Below are 17,853 nucleotides of genomic sequence, written 5' to 3' on the forward strand. Positions count from 1 at the left end.
ATATCCCTTGAGTGAAAAATCAGATGCGCTGCGTTGCGTCCGGACAGTCAGTCGGCCGCGTGAAATTCCAGTTGAAAACAGGCGCTGAAGCCGTTGTCGTCGCGGTTGATGACCAGGCAATCGTGCAGCACGGCATCGCGCGGCTGCGCCATGACAAACGGCAGATGCGGGTCCACCGGTTGCTCAAGACCGATGATCGGAGCGACGCTTTGCGCCTGCAGGGTTTGCCGGGCGAGAATCAGATCCACCAGGCTCGGCGCACCACTGAGAATGCCGGTCAGCGGCGTGCTGCTGGTGATGTGCGCGGCACCGGTTCGCGCCAGTGTGCGGGCCAGGTCGGCGTCCTTTTGCGGGTCACCGGTGGCGCTGCTGATCAGCAAATCAACCTGTTTGTCCGGCAGGTTCAGCGAGTCCAGGCGTGGGTGCGCAAAGAGCCCTGTCAGACAGGTCTGCGGCCTGGCCGGCAGGTCATCGGTACGTCGCAGCACCACGGCCGCAGCGCCTTCGCCGACAATGCCGCCGTGTCCCTGGCGATCGAATGCGCGCAGGTGCTGCGAACCGTCGGTGCTGATCACACCGGCCTCGGCCAGGGCAGCCAGCGCCAGCGGATCGAGCTCACTGCCGGCACCCACCACAATCGCCGCATCAATGCGGCCACTGTGCAGCGCCGCGCAGGCTTCACGCAGCGCCGCCAGATTACCGGCCACGCCTTGCATGTAGGCGTTGCACTCGCACTCCAGTTTCAGCGCCAGACTGACCACGCCGAGCAAACCGTTGCTCAGGCTTTTGAGCACCAGAAACGGATCGAGCGCACGCTCCTGCAGCACCCGTTGGGCGAGGCGTCGCATGTCGGCACCGTTCTCGGTCTGACATTCCTGCAGCAGTTCGCCGTAGGACGTCAGCGATGGATGGGTGTAGCCGCCCTGACAGCAATAGAGACCGAAACGCACGTCGCTGGCACCCGGCTCGAGTCCGGCTTGCGCCAACGCCTGACGCACCGCGCTGACACCCCAGATCACCGCCGGCGGGCAGTAACGCTGCAGGTTTTGCGCGACGTCCTGGCGACTGCGTTGATGCGCCGCATCGCTGACGTGGCCGAATGCGACGACCCGCTCACTGTGCAACAGCGACGATTGCAGGGGCGAGATCGCGCTGCGACCTTCAAGGGCCGCCGACCACAATCGGTCGACGCCCCAACCGCTGGGCAACACACAGCCGCTACCGGCAATGGCGATACGCGCGGTGGCATGAGTCATTGTCCGTGCTCCCGATATTTGCCAAGGGCCAGCGAGGTGTTGAGGCCACCGAATCCGAAGGAATTGCTCAGCGCGTAATCAACCCGACGGCTGACAGCCTGACCGGGGCAATAATCCAGATCGCACTGTTCATCGGCGGTATGCCGGTTCACCGTTGGCGTGATCTGGTCATTCAGGCAGGCCAGCGCAGTGACGATGCATTCCGGCGCACCGGCGGCCGCAATCAGATGGCCGAATTGCGATTTGTTGGCGCTGACCGCCAACGCCCGATAATGCTGCTGTTCGGCGAATACGCTCTTGATCGCCAGGGTTTCGGCAACATCGTTGAGCGGGGTCGAGGTACCGTGGGCATTGATCAGGTCGATCTGCTGTGCGCGCAGGCCGGCGTCGTCCAGCGCTGCCTGCATCGCCAGTGCGGCGCCGCGTCCTTGCGGTTGTGGCGCGGTGACCTTGTAGGCATCCAGGCTGCTGCCGAAACCCAGCACTTCGGCATAGGGCGTCGCGCCACGGGCCAGGGCATGCTCGAGGCTTTCGAGGACGACAAAACCACCGCCCTCACCGGCAATCAAGCCGCTGCGGTCGCGGTCGAACGGCCGGCACAGATCGGCGCCCCAGCGTTGTTCGCCCGAGGCGGCGCCGAGCAGGTACAGCGCGGCCATGGTGTCCAGGTTGAGCACCGAATCGGCACCGCCGGCCAGCGCCACGCTGACTTCGCCACGTCGAATCATCTGAAAGGCATTGCCGATGGCCTGAGAAGCACCGGCGCAGGCACTGCTGATGTTGATCACCGGTCCTTCACACCCCAGATCGTCGGCGATCACACGCGCCAGCCGGTCATTGCTCTGACGCAGCGAACCTTCGGCACTGACCTGGGCCGATCGCGACATCAAATGCTGCCAGCCCGGCACACCGCCCTGCGGCGACTCGGTCAAAAGCATGTCGGCGAGCATGTGCTGCGGTGCACCCGAGGCACACAACACCGCCGCGCCGCGCAACTGCTCTGGCTGCAGGCCGCTGTCGCTGACCGCCTGGGTGGCAGCCACCCAGCCAAAGCGGCTGCGCTTTTCCAGGGGCAACGTCCAGGCCGGGTGGTCTTGCAGTTTTTCCGGCATCAGGCGCATGTCGACAGGCGCGGCATAGCGCACGGCAAATGTCCCGTCGTCCACGTCATCGGGTTGCCACGGCCGCACACAATGTTCGGCGCCGAGCATTTTTTCCCAGAGGGTCTGCCATTCGAAACCGAAGCCGGTGACGGCGCCCATTCCGGTGATCACAATCCGTGTCGCACTCATGCGTGCTTCTCCATGGTTTCACTGGCCAACAGCAACGCGCCCCAGTGACCGGCGCGGGTGTGGCTGACAAGCAACGTGTAGCCCGGCGTCGCGGCCGCTTCACGGCTGAGGTGCAACGTCAGGGCGACATCGGTCAACAGGCCGCTGGCGCCCAACTCACCGGTGAAGACCCGCGTGTGGCGCAGGCCGTGCCGGGAGGCTTGGAGCACGCTCATCAATTGAGCGTCATCGCCGTTGCCGACGAGGTGCTCGACGTCGCCCAGACGCAGCTTCTCGCGACTCAGGGCCTGTTCGATCACACGTTGACCGACCGCAGCAGCGCGCTGCGGATCGGCGCTGTAGCCGCGGGCAAAACCGGCCACACGCAGCATCTGTGTCGCCCCCGCAGGCGGAGTCGCGGCCAGCAGCAAAGCCGCTGCGCCTTCACCGAAAACCGGTTCGCCTGCCGGATCGGAGTCCCGCAGGTACAGAGCCGGCGTCAGGTTCGGGCTGCTGCTGACCACCAGCGCCGCATCGGCACGGCGTTCGCCGATCTGCTGGCAGGCTTCGATCAGCGCATCGAGCCCGGCGTTGTCCTGAGAACAGAAACCGCCCATCGGCCCATGGCAATTCAGCGCTTCGGCGACGTAAGCCATAACGCTGCTGTTGAGCAGGGTCAGCGCGTGCAGCGGCGGCGTATTGGCCAGCAGTTGCACAAGCTGTTTTTGCGGCTGTTCGATGATCGCTTGCACCGCGTCCCAGCAAGGGCTCGGGGCGTCGACCTCCGGAATGGCCGCCGTCAGGGCGATGCGCGACGCGGGCAATTGCAGTGCCGCCAGCGCTGGCGCCAGCCGCGCGGTGCAATGCAGCAGCCGCAACCCCTGCGGCTCGACGCTGCGCTGGATTTTGCGGTCGAACAGGTCACTGGCCAGACGCGGCGTCGGCAAGGCAAATGCCTGGCGCCGAGGGTCAAAGGCCAGTGGCTGGGCTGCCGGCGGGGTGCCAAGCAAGTCGGCGCATTCGCTGCCGGCCGCGTTCAGCACGGCAGCGGCATTGATATAGATGGCTCGGTTCATGTCATGCCCTCCCCAGAACCAGCGAGCTGTTGATGCCGCCGAAGCCGAACGAATTGGACATCACCACGCTGATCGGCTGCCGCGCCGGTTCGCTCAGGAATTTCAGCGACGGGTATTCGCTACGCTCATGCTGATAGTTCAGGGTTGGCAGCAGCACCCCCTCGCGCAGACTGATCAACGACAGCACCGCTTCGATCGCACCGCTGCCGGCCAGAGAGTGGCCGATGGCGGACTTGTTCGCGGTGAAGGTCATGAAGTCCTGGCATCCACCGAACAACCGTTGCAGCGCCAGCGCTTCACAACTGTCGTTGGCCTGAGTGGAGGTGCCGTGGGTGTTGACGTGTTGCACGGCACTGCGCAGCAGCCCGGCATCTTCGATTGCAGCTTCCATGCATTCCTCGTATTTGCTGCCGTCGCGGCTACTGGACGTCATCTTCTGGGCCTCGCAGACATTCGCGTAACCCAGCACCCGCCCCAGTGGCGCGGCCTTGCGCCGCTGGGCGTGCGCGGCGGATTCGAGCACGACCATCGCCGAACCTTCGCTGAGTACAAAACCACTGCGGTCCGGCATGAACGGGCGACTTTGCTCACTCGCAGGCAGATCGGCCTGACACAGCGCCCCAAGGCTGTTGAACATGTAATAAGGCAATTCGTTGGCCATCAGTTCGACGGCGCCGCAAAGAGCCACGTCGATCTCGCCGCGCTCGATGGCCCGGTAAGCACTGCCGATGGCCATGGTGCCGGCGGCGCAGGCATCGGAGTGAGTGGAGATGTGATCGCGGATACCGAGCCGGTCGGCCAGATGCTGGGTCTGTTGGTCGACCCGCCGCACGAACCTCGCGCTCGACGGGGCCGGGTTGTCCAGCAACTGATCGAGGTCAACGCGGCCGGCCGGGTCCATGCAACGGCTGACCCGCTGCAAGTCATGGCTGTCGGCACAGTACTTGTTGGCCCCCAGAAACAGGCCGCTGCGACTGTGGGCAAAATCCGCCGGCGTCAGACCGGCATGTTCCAGTGCCTGACGGGCCACGTACTCGGCCAGCACGCTTTGCCGTGGGTGCAGCGCCACGTTGCCGCCGAAACCCGCGCCGATCCGCTGCCACTGCGCGTCGTCGATAAACCCCGCCGCGCTGTTGGCAAAACCCAGCGCCTTGAACCGAGGATGTTCGCGGACACAGGATTGCTTCCGGCAAATCCGCTCGAACAACGTGGCAGCGTCCAGCGCCATGGGCGCAACCAGACCGAACCCGCTCACATAGACTTCTCGTGCCCGCATGAGAACTCCTACACCGTCTCTTTGACGTGAGTGGCGACAAACTGCTCGACCAGTTGACGGGACACTTCGTCACCATCCGCCGGCACCAGACGTGCACTGCACGCACCACAGACCACTTGCTGACGCTCGTTCAGCACGGCCTGGTGAGCGCCGCAATCCGGGCAGGAGGCCGGCAGGTAGTTGAAGAGGTTGCGGCACTGGTTGGCCCAGTTGCGCACGGTGGTCGCGGCGAAGACCTGAGCTGGCTGCATGCCTGCCTTCAGTTGATCCGGGGTGTAGGCACTCAGGCTTTGCTCGAGCAGGGCCTTGCCGCTTTCGGTGATACGGCCGCTGGCGAGAAATTCGCTGGCGTCGCCGCACACCGCCACGGCGTGGTCCAGTACGCTGGTTTTTGGCAGCGTGCAGCCGTACTGGCGGCCCAGCTGGAAACTCAGGTCGACGATGTCGAGCGAGTCGGCACCGAGGTCTTCGACGATACTGCTGTGTTCATCAATTTCATCGGCGCCCATCACCAACAGCTGAGCGAGGACTTCGCGAGTGCTGGCAATGACATGTTCCAAGTCCAATGGATTGTTCATTTCTATCTCCCTATATGTCGTGACTACTTCATGATTTCGGCTTATGAGAAGTAACTTTTCCCACAGGAACTTCTTACGCGGCGGCAATCTAAACTCTGCCCTTAAGGGGAGAGTCAACGAACTATTCAAGGTTTTTTTACAACTTGGGAAAAGCGTACAAAGTCCCGCAACCACCGCGCCCCATTGGTGCAGAGCAGCATGACGAGCGACATATTTACTTAACAAAGACGGGGTATGGTGAAGCGCCCGCGCCCTCATGCGAAAGAAGTCTCGAGAACAACTTAACGAGATGGCACTGACGTAAGAAAAGAAAAATACCGGAGAAGTAAATTAGTTATAACTTCATAACCTTTGTCCTGGATCAATACTGCTGTTAATTGAGTTCACAGGAAGGTTTATTCAGGTTGTGAGTAAACCTGAGGCAGCGTTTATGGATAACTGAATGTCGAGCACAGACATCTGACATAGAGCGTGGCGCTATACGGTGCTGCTTCCGTTTCATCGCCTTGTCTGGAGCCGACACATGACCGCCCCCATCACCGTTCTGCGCGACACCCACCCGCTGCCGGTACTCGATGCCTGCAAATGGGAAAAACTCGAAGGCGACCCACACACCGTCAACCTCAACGCCTACACCAGCGAAGACGGCAGCAAGATCATGGGCACCTGGATTTGCACACCGGGCAAGTGGCGCGTCGATTACGTGAAGTGGGAGTACTGCCATTTCCAGGAAGGCTACTGCGTGATCACCCCGGATGGCATGGCGCCGATCCACTTGCGTGCTGGCGACATCTTTGTGGTAGAGCCGGGGATGAAAGGCACGTGGGAAGTGGTCGAGACCGTGCGCAAGTATTTCGTGTTCGCCTGATGCAAAAAAGCCGGGAGATCACCCGACGTGATTTCCCGGCAACACCTGCTGCATTCTGACTGCCTGGCCTTGTGGACGCTGTGGCACTAGAGAACCTGTGGCGAGGGGATTTATCCCCGCTCGGCTGCGCAGCAGTCGCCAAACCTGAATAGCCGATTTGACTGACAGTACGCAGGGGATCGCCTTGCGACCCAGCGGGGATAAATCCCCTCGCCACAAAGCGCCCTCACCACAAAAGCCGCGGCAAACTATTGCGGTTTACGATAGCTGTTAATGATCGCCGAGAAGTCCTTGCCGCCCTCGCCGCGCTGACTCATCGCCTGATACAACTGCTGCGCCACCGCGCCGAGCATGACCGGTTGGTGCGCCTGACGCGCCGCTTCGGTCGCCAGCCCCAGATCCTTGAGCATCAGTTCGGCACCAAACCCACCGGTATACCCGCGCGAGGCCGGTGCCGTTTCGACGATGCCCGGCCAAGGGTTGTACATTTCCGAACTCCAGCAACGCCCGGTCGAGCTGTTGATGATCCCGGCCAGCACCGAGGTGTCGATCCCCAGTGCATCGCCCAGCGCCATCGCTTCACTGACGCCGACCATCGAGATCGCCAGCAGCAGGTTGTTGCAGATCTTGGCGATCTGCCCGGTGCCGACTTCACCGCAATGCACAATGTTGCGACCCATCTGCGCCAGCACCGGTTGCAGGGTGGCGAACAGCTCCGGCGTGGCGCCGACCATAAAGGTCAGCGTGCCAGCGGTCGCACCACCGGTGCCGCCGGAGACCGGCGCGTCAGCCATTGCCACGCCTTGTTTGGCTGCGGCAGCGGCGACATCGCGGGCGGTCTGCGGATCAATGGTGCTGCAATCCACCGCCGGTACGCCTTGGCCGATACCGGCAAGCACACCATCCTCACCGAGCCAGACGCTGCGTACATGCACAGCGGCCGGGAGCATGGTGATCACCAGTTCGGCATCTTCGGCGGCTTCCCGCGCCGAAGCGCGAATGCTGCCACCCAGTTGCTCGAGTTCCGCCAGCACGGTCTTGTTCAGGTCGACCAGGTTCAGCGAGTGGCCGGCCTTGATCAGGTTGCGCGCCATCGGCGCGCCCATGTTGCCCAGCCCGATAAATGCGATTTTCATGGCCAGTCCTCAGCGCAGGTTGATGGTGGTGTTGACGCCGTCGTTGACGCTGTCGTCATCGAACCAGCGCGCCGTGACCGTTTTGGTCTGGGTGTAGAACTGCACCACTTGCTTGCCGTACGGTCCGAGGTCGCCAAGTTTCGAACCGCGCGAACCGGTGAAACTGAAAAATGGCACCGGCACTGGAATCGGGATGTTGATGCCGACCTGGCCGACGTCGATTTCACTCTGGAATTTGCGCGCCGCTGCACCGCTCTGGGTGAACAGACCCGTGCCGTTGCCGAACGGGTTGGCGTTGACCAGCGCGATGGCCTGATCGAGGGTGTCGACTTCCAGCACCACCAGTACCGGACCGAAGATTTCCTGGGTGTAGATCTGCATGTCAGTCTTCACCCCCGAGAACAGGGTCGGGCCGACAAAGTTGCCTTGCTCATAGCCCGGCACCTTGATGTCGCGACCGTCCAGTTCCAGCTTGGCGCCTTCCTTGATGCCGCTTTCGATCAGCTCGAGAATCCGCGCCTTGGCTTTCTTCGAGATCACCGGGCCGACATCGGTGCCCGGCTCACTGCCGGCGTTGACCTTGAGTTTCTGCGCCAGCGCTTTCAGGTCCGGCAGCCATTGTTTCGCCGCACCGACCAGCACCACCACCGAGGTGGCCATGCAACGTTGCCCGGCCGCACCGAAACCGGCGCCGACCAGCGCATTCAGCGCTTGTTCGCGATTGGCATCCGGCAGTACCACGGCGTGGTTCTTCGCGCCCATCATCGACTGCACGCGTTTGCCGTGCTTGCCGGCCAAGTCATAGACGTGGGTACCGACCGCGGTCGAACCGACGAACGATACCGCTTTGATGTCCTTGTGGGTGCACAAGGCATCGACCACATCCTTGCCGCCGTGCACCACATTGAGCACGCCGGCCGGAACGCCGGCCTCGATCGCCAACTCGACCAGCAGCATGGTCGACAGCGGATCCTGTTCCGAAGGTTTCAAGACGAAGGTGTTACCGCAGGCGATAGCCATCGGGAACATCCACAGCGGAATCATCGCCGGGAAGTTGAACGGGGTGATGCCGGCGCACACACCGATTGGCTGACGCAAGGTGTAGGTATCGACGCCGCCGGCAACGTTTTCGGCGAACTCGCCCATTTGCAGAGTGCCGATGGAGCACGCGTGCTCGACCACTTCCAGACCACGGAAAATATCACCCTCGGCATCGGCAATGGTCTTGCCCTGCTCGGCACTCAGGACGACGGCGATGCGTTTGGAATGCTCACGAATCAGCGCCTGCAGCTTGAGCATGATGCGCATGCGTGCGCCGATCGGCGTCAGTTTCCAGGTCTGGAACGCGCGGTGTGCGGCACTGATGGCGGCATCGACTTCAACTGCGGTGGCGAACGGCACTTTGGCCAGCACTTGCTGGGTCGCCGGGTTGACGATGTCGTGCCACTCGGTGGTCTGCGATTCGACCCACTCGCCGTCGATCAGCAGCTTGACCTTCTGGACCGTGGTTTCATTGGGCGTAAGCGATGCGTTCATGCTGGTCTCCGAAACTTGTTTTTATCGTAGGAGCCAAGGCGAAAGGTTCGCCTTGAGATGAGGCGTGTGTCACGAATTGGTTGTCGGACTGTTTTTGGAGTATAGATGTGCAAACTTCTAATAAGAACGCACATATAAGCCCGTCCATCATGCAAAAAAACATCACCTCACTCGGTTCCCTGAATTGGGACGACCTCAAGTTTTTCCTCGAAGTCGCCCGCACCCGCAAGGCCAGCACTGCGGCCAAGCGCCTGGCGGTCGACTACACCACGGTGTCGCGGCGCATCAGTTCGCTGGAAGCCGCATTGGGTACGCTGCTGTTCGAAAAATCGCGCACCAGCGGTTTTGTGCTGACCGCCGAAGGCCAGCGGCTGCTGGGGTATGCCGAGTCGATTGAAAGCACGCTGCACATGGCCTGCGAGCAGGTGTCCGGTTCCGGCGTGGCGCTGTCGGGGCACGTGCGCATGGGCTGCACCGAAGGTTTCGGCAGCTTTTTCATCACCCCGCAGCTGAGCCACTTCGTCGACGCCTACCCGGCGATCTCGGTGGACATCCTGCCGCTGCCGCACTTCATCAGCCTGTCCAAACGCGAAGCTGACATCGTCATCGCCCTGGAGCGCCCGGAGCACGGGCCGTACGTGTGCTGCAAACTCTGCGACTACCGCTTGCAGCTCTATGCGACCCAGGACTACCTCGACAAACACCCACCGATCCGCCGCCCGGCAGACTTGGGCAAGCATCAATTCATCAGTTATGTGGATGACCTGGCGTTCAGCTCGGAGCTGCTGTACCTGGCAAATGTGCTGCCCGGCGCCAGCGCCCATCTGCGCAGCACCAGCGTGATCGCGCAATTCGTCGCGGCGCAGCAAGGGCGTTCACTGGCGATTCTGCCGTGCTTCCTCGCCGCGCAGGATCCACGCCTGTTGCCGGTGCTGCCCGAAGAGATCGACATCACCCGGCAGTTCTGGATGTACTGCCGCGAAGACCTGCGCAAGTTGAAGCGGATTACCCTGTTGTGGGATTACATCCGTGAGGTGACCGAGCGTAATCAGGGTCTGCTGATGGGGCAGACCCGCGAAATGCAGTTCGCCGACTAAAAATTTTCAAGGAAAAAGGCTGCGGATTCATAACGTGCTCTACAGCCTTCAGTCGTTTATATCCCTGCTTGATACGCAACCGGTCCCCCCTGCACTTCCGCCCCCCGCAATGAAATCAAACCACTCAAGCAGCCTCTGAAGATTTTTCAGAACTTTGGGAAGCGCCCTACATACACGCCAAACACCCTTGGAGTAGCGTCCTGTCGCACTTCAATGGCGAAGGATCGCCAATTTGCACAAGGGATGTTATGGCGGTTGAAAACCTGTTCCCGAATTATCGAGGATGTAACGGGATAGACAGCAACAGGCGACATGCCGAGGCGACAGAGGCAGTGCAGGCCGCTTGGGGCAGAACAGTGACGGCGAACGAAAGGAACGAGCGGGAAGCGGACGCACGCCGGAATGCGATTAAAAAGCGGGATGAAGTGGCACCACGCGGATGCGTTTTCGCCAAGAGTTGTAACCTTCCTGACGGCGTGATCAATCACAACACCCCATCCGGGTTTGTGCCTGTTGAAAAACTGGCCGAATACGGACTGTGGGCTGTGCTTGGCACCGGCGCAGCAATCACAGCGCAAGGCACCCCACTGCAACTGGTGACAGGGTCTGCCAACGGCAGTGCAATTGCTCAACGTCTTGGCGGATCACTGTCACTGGGTCTACTGACAGGAACAAGTGTGGTTGCTGCGGGCTTCGTAACGGGCATGGTTGGGATGCTGATACCAAACACCCGCATTTCCCCAGACAGCGCCTTCTACACGAACGATCAGTACGCAACGCTTGAAACTGGCCGCTCTCGTGTCCGTTTCAACGTGAAGACGTTGCCGGACGGCTCCGTTGACGTTTATGGCTTCTACACAGGTGGTAAACCGGAATGGGAAAACGTTCCAGTCATCAGGGGCGAGAAGGTTGGTGAGAAATACGTTGCTGACATTGGCAACGGAATTGGCCTGACATGGACGCCAACAGAAAGTGGTGACGGTGTACTGGGTATTCCTGCACTTGAAGGTGCCCCACAGTTGCCATCTGCCTGGGTGTATCCGCCGACAGCACGGTCTGACTCGGTGTTGGCAAACCCTGCACATCCTCCTGATTTCCAGGATGCGATTATCTGGTTCCCTGACTCGGGCATTGAGCCACTCTACATCGTGCTTAGCACGCAACTGCAAAAGAACAAGCAGAGAGGCAAAGAGTACGAAGACGAATCCTTCGAGGAGTACAGCAAAACCAGACCCGAGGCAGCCCGCGAGATTACAATTAAAGCCGACAACGGAGTTAAAACCCGAGTTGATATGATTGGGCGAGACGCTGACGGTGAAATCTCATGTGTCGAATGCAAATCATCCGATACAGCGCCATTGACCAAGAATCAGAAATCGGCCTTTTCTGAAATTGAGAAAACGGGGGGTACGGTTGTAGGTAAAGGAAAACCCGGCTTCCCCGGAGGCACCAGAATTCCACCTACAAGAATTGACATCATTCGACCCGACCCAACCCTCTGAGGGAGCAGACGTGTCCATTACCGAAACAAAAGTAGTCGATATTATTGCGGTGCCCGAGTGGGAGCCTGAAAACGTTATTTTGGTAATCACTGACCACCTTGAGTGGGGTGATAAAGCGCAACAAGGCGAACACCTGCTACTGCTTCAAGAAAAGATCAACAGCTACGTTGCTTTCATTGAGAGCGGAGAGCTGCTGGAAAGCTACCCGCCAGCGAAAGACAAGCTACCAATCATCCGAGTTAACGGTTTGTATGAGCTGCCGGCACAAGGCGAAACCTTTGTAGACCGAGTCACTGACCTTCTGAAAAGTGCAGGTATCGGCTTTGAGTTCGTGCTGAAAGAAAGCGAGAAAATTCGCAAAATGTGACTACCCGTGTCCAAAGGCTAGCGGATTGCTCAAGGAGAAAACTATGAAGCTTCGCCCTGACTTAATGCCACCGGTGCTGGATGAACCCTTGGTTGCTCGATTGACGATACTTGCAGAAGAAATTGATTGCGGGCACGAAGAACAAACCCAGAGTCAGGTGGCAGCATTCAACCGGGAAGCAATGACCGCACTTGAGTTCATCGACTTTCAGGGAATCTATGGCGGGCAATCTCACGACACATGGGTTCGCAAGGTCTTAGCAACACCGTATGAGCGGCGCGTGGCAGACGTGACCAAGCAAGAGTTGGTTGAGTTGGCTCGAAGGGTCATGGAGGGTGTTGGCGCTGACCATGAAGTCGAGTTCTGGTTGAGCATGTTGGCAATCAACATACCCAATGAACGCATATCCGATCTGATCTTCTGGCCAGACGAATACTTCGATGAAGCAGATTACCCACAGCGACTATCCCCAGAGCAAGTGATCGAAATCGCGTTGAATGATAGAGATGCTGTGCTGTAGCGACAGCCGGCACATAAAAAAGGATTGTCGACCGTGGATTAACAAAAGGTCGAACTTCAAGAATACCGACGGCGCCCCCCCGTAATCATTGAATGAACCTGAGCTCCTTGAAGTTCTGGATGCACCACCGGGCGGATCTCAGGAAGTTGAAGCGGATCACCCTGTTGTGGGATTACATCCGTGAGGTGACCGAGCGTAATCAGGGTCTGCTGATGGGGCAGACCCGCGAAATGCAGTTCGCTGACTAAAAACTTTCAAGGAATAAGGCTGCGGATTCGTAACGTGCTCTACAGCCTTCAGTCGTTTATATCCCTGGTTGATACGCAACCGGTCCCCCCTGCACTTCCGCCCCCCGCAATGAAATCAAACCACTCAAGCAGCCTCTGAAGATTTTTCAGAACTTTGGGAAGCGCCCTACATACACGCCAAACACCCTTGGAGTAGCGTCCTGTCGCACTTCAATGGCGAAGGATCGCCAATTTGCACAAGGGATGTTATGGCGGTTGAAAACCTGTTCCCGAATTATCGAGGATGTAACGGGATAGACAGCAACAGGCGACATGCAGAGGCGACAGAGGCAGTGCAGGCCGCTTGGGGCAGAACAGTGACGGCGAATGAAAGGAACGAGCGGGAAGCGGACGCACGCAGGAATGCGATTAAAAAGCGGGATGAAGTGGCACCACGCGGATGCGTCTTTGCCAAGAGTTGTAACCTTCCCGACGGCGTGATCAATCACAACAACCCATCCGGGTTTGTACCTGTTGAAAAACTGGCCGAGTACGGCCTGTGGGCTGTGCTTGGCACCGGCGCAGCAATCACAGCGCAAGGCACCCCACTGCAACTGGTGGCAGGGTCTGCCAACGGCAGTGCAATTGCTCAACGTCTTGGCGGATCACTGTCACTGGGTCTACTGACAGGAACAAGTGTGGTTGCTGCGGGCTTCGTAACGGGCATGGTTGGGATGCTGATACCAAACACCCGCATTTCCCCAGACAGCGCCTTCTACACGAACGATCAGTACGCAACGCTTGAAACTGGCCGCTCTCGTGTCCGTTTCAACGTGAAGACGTTGCCGGACGGCTCCGTTGACGTTTATGGCTTCTACACGGGTGGCAAACCGGAATGGGAAAACGTTCCAGTCATCAGGGGTGAGAAGGTCGGGGAGAAATACGTTGCTGACATTGGCAACGGAATTGGCCTGACATGGACGCCAACAGAAAGTGGTGATGGTGTACTGGGTATTCCTGCACTTGAAGGTGCCCCACAGTTGCCATCTGCCTGGGTGTATCCGCCGACAGCACGGTCTGACTCGGTGTTGGCAAACCCTGCACATCCTCCTGAGTTCCAGGATGCGATTATCTGGTTCCCTGACTCTGGGATCGAGCCGATCTACATTGTGTTCAGTACACAGTTGGAGAAGAACAAGGAGAAAGGCAAGGCCTTCGAAGACCAAAAGGAACGCGAGCTACGGGCAAACACACCGGAGGTGGGCAGAGAAGTGACAGCCAAGACCAAAAGCGGAGTGCGCACCAGGTTCGATATGCTAGGACGTGATGCTGACGGCAATATCTCCTGTATCGAATGCAAATCGTCAGAAACAGCGCCACTGACCCGCAACCAAAAACTAGCGTATCCAGAGATTGAAGAAAGCGGCGCTGTTGTCGTCGGCAAAGGGAAACCGGGCTTTCCCAGTGGAACAGTAATTCCACCAACCAGAGTCGAAATCGTTCGACCAAAGCCCTGAAGGAGCAGACATGTCCATCACGAATTCGCAGGTAATCGATATCTGGGCAATCCCTACTTGGGAGCCTGACAACGTAGTGTTGTATGTCTCTGACCACCTTGAATGGGGTGAAAAAGCTGAGCAAGGCGAGCACCTGCAATTGCTTCAAGACAAGCTCAACACCTACGTTGCATTCATCGAGAGCGGCGAGATCTACACCGAAATACCTAATGCACTCGGGAAGCACCCCATCATCCGCATCAACGGATTGTATGAGCTGCCAGAGCAAGGCGAGCTCTTTATTGATCGCGCTGCTGAGGTGCTGAAAGAGGTGGGTATCGGGCTAGAGTTTGTGCTTGATGAGAATGAGGCGATACGGGGCATGTAGGCATGACCCGAATGCTCGAAGAATGGCGTGCCGCTCTAGGCTTGCCGGGATTCAAAGAATAATCAATGGCCTGTGAGAGAACATATGGGACTTCGCCCTGATTTAATGCCCCCGTCGCTGGATAAGTCTTTGGTCGCTCGGCTGACAGAACTGTCTGAACAAATTGATTGCGGACATCGAGAATAAACTCGGGAGCAATTGGCCGCTTTCAATCGGCAAGCCATGACCGAGCTTGAGTTCATCGACTTTCAAGGCATTTATGGAGGCCAGGACCATGACACATGGGTTCGCAAGGTCTTAGCAACACCGTTTGAACGGCGCGTGGCAGATGTAACGAAGCGTGAGCTTATAGAACTCACCCGAAGGGTGATGGAGTGCGATGGCGCCGAACATGAGATTGATTTTTGGTTGAGCATGCTGGCAATCAACATTCCCAATGAGCGCGTATCCGATCTGATCTTCTGGCCAGACGAATACTTCGATGAAGCAGATTACCCACAGCGACTATCCCCAGAGCAAGTGATCGAAATCGCGTTGAATGATAGAGATGCTGTGCTGTAGCGACAGCCGGCACATACAAAAGGATTGTCGACCGTGGTTTAACAAAAGGTCGAACTTCAAGAATACCGACGGCGGTTCCCCCCGTAATCATTGAATGAACCTGAGCTCCTTGAAGTTCTGGATGCACCACCGGGCGGATCTCAGGAAGTTGAAGCGGATTACCCTGTTGTGGGATGACTTCCGCGAGGTGCCCCAGCGCAAAAAGGGTCTGCTGATGGGGCAAACTCGGGAGATGCGGTTCGCCGACTAGTCGGCGCTGACCACAATCGAGACCCGGCGGTTTTCCGTGCGACCGGCCACCGTATCGTTGGACGCCACAGGCTCTTTGCTGCCCAGGCCCTGCAGCTGGATGTTTTCTTGCTTCATGCCGACTGTGAGCAAGACGTTGGCGACACTTTTCGCACGACGCAGCGACAGTTGCTGGTTGTAGGCTTCCTTACCCGACGCATCGGTGTGGCCATCGACCCGCACCCGCTCGATGCCGACGCCCAGCAAGGCCTTGCCGATGCGCTCGACGATTTCCGTGCTCTGGCTGTTCAGGCTTTCGACGTCGCTGCCAAACAGCACCTTGCCGGACAGGCCAAACTCCCAGCCCTCATCGGTCAGCTCAAAGCCCTGTTGTTTGAGTACCGCGACTTGTGCCGGGGTCAGGCCTTTTTGCGGGGCGGTCTGGCAGCCGGTCAGGGCCAGTAGGGCCATCAGCAATACGGCGGAAAACAATCGAACGGGAAGTTTGAACACGGGATTAGCTCCTGGTTTGAATGGGATCGGCCGGGTGCTCCGACCCGGCCGTGAATTGGGCGCCACGTGACAGGCGCTTGGCCTGATACATCGCCGCGTCAGCGGCATTCAGCAGCGCACCGGGTGTGGCGCCATGGTCGGGATAAACCGCGATGCCGATACTGAGCGAAGTCACGACACTGGTTTCGCCCGGCAGCGCAATCGGCATGTCCATGCTGGCGAGGATCTTGTCGCCAATGCGCTCGGCGTCTTCGATCCTGTGCAGCGGAGTGAGCAACACGGCGAACTCGTCACCGCCCAGACGCGCGACCAGATCCTCTTCACGCAGTTGCGCGCGGACCCGGTTGGCGATCGCCACCAACACCGCGTCGCCGGCAGCATGACCGAAGTTGTCATTGATGCCTTTGAAGCGATCACTGTCGAGAAACAGCACGGCCACCCGCTCGTTGAGCTTGCCGGCATTGCGCAAGGCCCGAATCAGACGGCCCTCGAAAAAGGCACGGTTCGGCAGACCAGTGAGGCTGTCGTGGCTGGCCTGGTGGGCAAGGGTTTCGTTTTCGCTTTGCAGGTGGCTTTGCCAGGATTCGAGTTCGCCGAGCAAAGCGTTGAAGTCATTGCCGAGGTTGTCCAGTTCGGCGATCTGCGCCGGCGGTACGCGGCGATCCAGTGCCCGTTCGCTGCGAGCGGCGTGAGCTACATCGGCGAGGCGGCGCAACGGGCCGGTGATCGCACGCAACTGTCGACGCGCCAGGTACAGCGCCACCCAGGCACTGATCGCGGTACACAGAAAAATCCCGGCCAGACCGCTCAACAGAAACCGCATCAGGCTGCCGCCGTGACCGGTGAGCAGAATATGACCGATCTCCCGATCCTGATGCATGATCGGCAGGTTGATCGGGCGCTCCAGTACGGCGCGGGTAATTTGCATTTCCAAACCGGAAAACAGACCGTTTTCCGGACGCTGCCAATGGGCGAGCAACTGGCCTGTCGCGTCCAGCACCTGAGCATCTGCCACCTCTTCGGTGGAGGCGATCAAGGCCAGCGCTTCGGTTGCGGCAGACTTGTCGTTGAAGACGACGGCCGCCTCGACGGTGTAACTGATCGAGCGGGCGATCAGGTGCAGGTTGTGGTCGGCGTAGACCCGCAACGCCAGCACGCCGAGAAAGGTCAGCGACACACTGGCCATCGCCACACCGACCAGCGCGACAATCAAATGCCCTCGGCCAATCACCGAACCCAGGGTTGGGCGGCTGCCAGGTTTGAACAACTTCATGGGGCCGCCGGTTTGCGGCGCGACAACTGCAGCACGCTGGGATGAATGCGCACGCCGCTGCGGGCAACGGAGTCGAGGTTGACCTCGAACGACACTTGCTCATCGCCCACCCGCAGGCAGAACAGGCTGCCGACCGTGCATTGGTCGCCGCCTTCGCTGATGCTCAGCACCGGATGGCCGATCAGCGAAGTGAACAGTCGGCTGCGTTCATCCGTGGTGAGTTTGCCGATGTACACCGCGTCGCATTCGCTGACGATGGCCGGGTTGTCTGCGAGCAGTCGCCGGACGACAACGGGACGGCCCGTGGCCTGGGTGGTGCCTTTGACCAGATCATCGGTGTATTCGGTGGGGCCGACGATGCACAGGCGCAACTGCGCAGGCTCCACCGGCCAGCGTGCGTAGCTGAGGATGCCAAGAACGACCTGAGTGACGGATTTTGCCCGTTGTTCAGCCATGCCCGTCGGCGCTTGCGTTTGCGCAACGGCAACGCCCGTCAACAACCAGAGCAGACCGACAAGCAACGCGTGCTTGCAGCCCGTTGCGCGCTCTGCCGCCCAGACAGACACCTTCATGCAGGGATTCTCTTGGACCGTACCGAAATGATGCCGCAACGATAGCACAGCAGGGAAACACCAGCGAGGCATCGACCTCTGACCGCTTGGTCAGTAATTCCAGCTGATCACC

At 59.4% G+C, this 17,853-nt stretch carries 18 protein-coding genes and 2 pseudogenes; 10 read left to right on the forward strand and 10 right to left on the reverse strand.

All coding sequences use genetic code 11. From position 1 onward, the window contains the following. Positions 1–47: 47 nt before the first annotated feature. Genes PseuLF5_RS25970 through PseuLF5_RS25990 form a run of 5 tightly spaced genes read right to left on the reverse strand, consistent with a single transcriptional unit; the run spans position 48 to position 5,457 of the window. Entirely contained in the window at positions 48–1,256 is a 1,209-nt protein-coding gene (locus tag PseuLF5_RS25970; RefSeq protein ID WP_340134976.1) for a beta-ketoacyl synthase N-terminal-like domain-containing protein, read from the reverse strand. After that, positions 1,253–2,548 (reverse strand): beta-ketoacyl-[acyl-carrier-protein] synthase family protein, encoded by a 1,296-nt coding sequence (locus PseuLF5_RS25975; RefSeq protein ID WP_123464416.1) that lies wholly within the window; start codon positions 2,546–2,548, stop codon positions 1,253–1,255. The genes PseuLF5_RS25970 and PseuLF5_RS25975 overlap by 4 nt, the downstream gene beginning before the upstream one ends. Further along, entirely contained in the window at positions 2,545–3,603 is a 1,059-nt protein-coding gene (locus tag PseuLF5_RS25980) for a beta-ketoacyl synthase (RefSeq protein ID WP_128615988.1), read from the reverse strand. Before PseuLF5_RS25980 ends, PseuLF5_RS25975 begins: the two co-directional genes overlap by 4 nt. A gap of 1 nt (position 3,604) precedes the next feature. After that, complete coding sequence (locus PseuLF5_RS25985; protein WP_340134977.1) at positions 3,605–4,879, reverse strand: beta-ketoacyl-[acyl-carrier-protein] synthase family protein; 1,275 nt, start codon at positions 4,877–4,879, stop codon at positions 3,605–3,607. Between the two features lie 8 nt (positions 4,880–4,887). Continuing rightward, entirely contained in the window at positions 4,888–5,457 is a 570-nt protein-coding gene (locus tag PseuLF5_RS25990; protein WP_340134978.1) for an acyl carrier protein, read from the reverse strand. Between the two features lie 523 nt (positions 5,458–5,980). On the opposite strand from PseuLF5_RS25990, the gene PseuLF5_RS25995 reads away from it, so the two are divergent. Next, positions 5,981–6,325 carry a cupin domain-containing protein gene (locus tag PseuLF5_RS25995; RefSeq protein WP_003177747.1) on the forward strand — a complete coding sequence of 115 codons (345 nt, stop codon included), beginning with the start codon at positions 5,981–5,983 and terminating at the stop codon, positions 6,323–6,325. 248 nt (positions 6,326–6,573) lie between these two features. Here PseuLF5_RS25995 and mmsB read toward each other — a convergent pair whose 3' ends face one another. Then, positions 6,574–7,461, reverse strand: coding sequence for a 3-hydroxyisobutyrate dehydrogenase (gene mmsB / locus PseuLF5_RS26000; protein ID WP_123464408.1), 888 nt, complete (start codon positions 7,459–7,461; stop codon positions 6,574–6,576). Between the two features lie 9 nt (positions 7,462–7,470). After that, complete coding sequence (locus tag PseuLF5_RS26005) at positions 7,471–8,997, reverse strand: CoA-acylating methylmalonate-semialdehyde dehydrogenase (RefSeq protein ID WP_340134980.1); 1,527 nt, start codon at positions 8,995–8,997, stop codon at positions 7,471–7,473. A 149-nt stretch (positions 8,998–9,146) separates the two neighbouring features. Here PseuLF5_RS26005 and PseuLF5_RS26010 point away from each other — a divergent pair, with 149 nt between their 5' ends. From PseuLF5_RS26010 to PseuLF5_RS26050, 9 genes and pseudogenes are all read left to right on the forward strand, one after another. After that, positions 9,147–10,094, forward strand: a complete 948-nt coding sequence (locus PseuLF5_RS26010; RefSeq protein ID WP_123464405.1) for a LysR family transcriptional regulator — start codon at positions 9,147–9,149, stop codon at positions 10,092–10,094. 248 nt (positions 10,095–10,342) lie between these two features. Then, on the forward strand, positions 10,343–11,596 hold the full coding sequence (locus PseuLF5_RS26015; protein ID WP_340134982.1) for an S-type pyocin domain-containing protein: 1,254 nt from the start codon (positions 10,343–10,345) through the stop codon (positions 11,594–11,596). 10 nt (positions 11,597–11,606) lie between these two features. Then, positions 11,607–11,963 (forward strand): DUF6572 domain-containing protein, encoded by a 357-nt coding sequence (locus PseuLF5_RS26020; protein WP_222833710.1) that lies wholly within the window; start codon positions 11,607–11,609, stop codon positions 11,961–11,963. 43 nt (positions 11,964–12,006) lie between these two features. Further along, entirely contained in the window at positions 12,007–12,483 is a 477-nt protein-coding gene (locus PseuLF5_RS26025) for a hypothetical protein (protein WP_340134985.1), read from the forward strand. 110 nt (positions 12,484–12,593) lie between these two features. Further along, positions 12,594–12,731, forward strand: a pseudogene (locus PseuLF5_RS26030) (LysR family transcriptional regulator); the annotation flags it as partial. A 248-nt stretch (positions 12,732–12,979) separates the two neighbouring features. Continuing rightward, a complete protein-coding gene (locus PseuLF5_RS26035; RefSeq protein ID WP_267804395.1) occupies positions 12,980–14,227 on the forward strand; it encodes an S-type pyocin domain-containing protein in 1,248 nt (415 codons plus the stop codon). 10 nt (positions 14,228–14,237) lie between these two features. After that, a complete protein-coding gene (locus PseuLF5_RS26040) occupies positions 14,238–14,594 on the forward strand; it encodes a DUF6572 domain-containing protein (RefSeq protein WP_123464399.1) in 357 nt (118 codons plus the stop codon). 198 nt (positions 14,595–14,792) lie between these two features. Next, positions 14,793–15,155 carry a hypothetical protein gene (locus tag PseuLF5_RS26045; RefSeq protein WP_340134986.1) on the forward strand — a complete coding sequence of 121 codons (363 nt, stop codon included), beginning with the start codon at positions 14,793–14,795 and terminating at the stop codon, positions 15,153–15,155. A gap of 112 nt (positions 15,156–15,267) precedes the next feature. After that, positions 15,268–15,405, forward strand: a pseudogene (locus tag PseuLF5_RS26050) (LysR family transcriptional regulator); the annotation flags it as partial. Here the strand turns inward: PseuLF5_RS26050 and PseuLF5_RS26055 are convergent. From PseuLF5_RS26055 to PseuLF5_RS26065, 3 genes are read right to left on the reverse strand one after another with little or no spacing between them, the layout of a single operon-like run. After that, positions 15,402–15,854 carry an OmpA family protein gene (locus PseuLF5_RS26055; RefSeq protein WP_340134992.1) on the reverse strand — a complete coding sequence of 151 codons (453 nt, stop codon included), beginning with the start codon at positions 15,852–15,854 and terminating at the stop codon, positions 15,402–15,404. The pseudogene PseuLF5_RS26050 and the gene PseuLF5_RS26055 sit on opposite strands and share 4 nt — an antisense overlap. A gap of 46 nt (positions 15,855–15,900) precedes the next feature. After that, on the reverse strand, positions 15,901–17,169 hold the full coding sequence (locus tag PseuLF5_RS26060; RefSeq protein WP_222833711.1) for a diguanylate cyclase domain-containing protein: 1,269 nt from the start codon (positions 17,167–17,169) through the stop codon (positions 15,901–15,903). Beyond that, positions 17,166–17,741: a YfiR family protein gene (locus tag PseuLF5_RS26065; RefSeq protein WP_128614355.1), complete on the reverse strand. Its 576-nt coding sequence runs from the start codon at positions 17,739–17,741 to the stop codon at positions 17,166–17,168. Before PseuLF5_RS26065 ends, PseuLF5_RS26060 begins: the two co-directional genes overlap by 4 nt. Between the last annotated feature and the right edge of the window lie 112 nt (positions 17,742–17,853).

The sequence above is a fragment of the Pseudomonas sp. LF-5 genome, assembly GCF_037626295.1.
GTDB classification, from domain to species: Bacteria; Pseudomonadota; Gammaproteobacteria; order Pseudomonadales; family Pseudomonadaceae; genus Aquipseudomonas; species Aquipseudomonas monsensis.